Source organism: Pseudarthrobacter sp. CC12, from assembly GCF_039907755.1.
Classification (GTDB): Bacteria; Actinomycetota; Actinomycetes; order Actinomycetales; family Micrococcaceae; genus Arthrobacter; species Arthrobacter niigatensis.
Genome location: NZ_JARDJH010000098.1, coordinates 1 through 807 on the forward strand (window position 1 = coordinate 1; position 807 = coordinate 807).

At 68.9% G+C, this 807-nt stretch carries 2 protein-coding genes; both read right to left on the reverse strand.

Features of this window, described 5'->3' with window-relative positions; all coding sequences use genetic code 11:
- A partial coding sequence (locus tag PV772_RS23015; protein WP_347887707.1) for a rhodanese-like domain-containing protein occupies positions 1-227 on the reverse strand: 227 nt, incomplete at its 3' end.
- Between the two features lie 37 nt (positions 228-264).
- On the reverse strand, positions 265-807 hold a 543-nt coding region (locus tag PV772_RS23020), incomplete at its 5' end, for a sulfite exporter TauE/SafE family protein (protein WP_347887708.1).

Consider the following 807-nt stretch of genomic DNA (forward strand, 5'->3'; position numbering starts at 1 on the left):
GCGCCGTTGAGGGCATCGGCGACGGCGGCGCTGCGGTTGCCGCTGCGGCAGACGGCGATCACGGGGACGGCCGGGTCCAGCTCGCCCAGGCGGGCCTGCAGCTGCCCCATCGGGATATGCAGGGCGCCGGGAATCATGCCCTCGGCGACCTCGAAGTCCTCGCGGACATCCAGGATCCGGGCGGTGGAACGGCGCTGCTCGGTCTCGGTGATGGTGATTTCAGCCATGGGGGTTCTCCTTCGGGCTTAACAGGGGTGGGTTGGGTCAGGCGGTGATGGTGCCGGCGGTGACCCACGCCGCGACGGCGAAGATGAGTACCGCAAACGAGATACGGATGTGCTTGTCGTGCAGGTGGCGGGCAAACCGGGCGGCAACCACCGATCCCACGATGGCCGGGATGGCGAACGCCAGGGTGGTGGCCCAGTCGATGGTGTAGCCGGCCGCGTGGGCACTGAACCCGGCGGCGGAATTGACCACGATGATCGCCAAAGAGGTTCCAACAGCCTGCTTCATCCGCAGGCCCAGGAAGATGGTCAGTGCGGGGGTGATGAGGAAGCCGCCGCCCACGCCGAGGAGCCCGGTGAGGAACCCGACGAGCAGCCCCACCCCCACGGCTTTCGGGGCGCAGGACCGGAAAGCCCGGTTCGGCCCGGTGCTGCAGGAACCTTCGCTTTCGCGGGGCTTGCTGAGCATCCGGATGCCCGCGGCCACCATGATCACGGCGAAGGCAAGCATCAGGATGTTCGGATCCAGCAGCTTGCCCACTGCCGCGCCGCCCCAGGCCGCCGGGATACCGGCGGCCCCGAC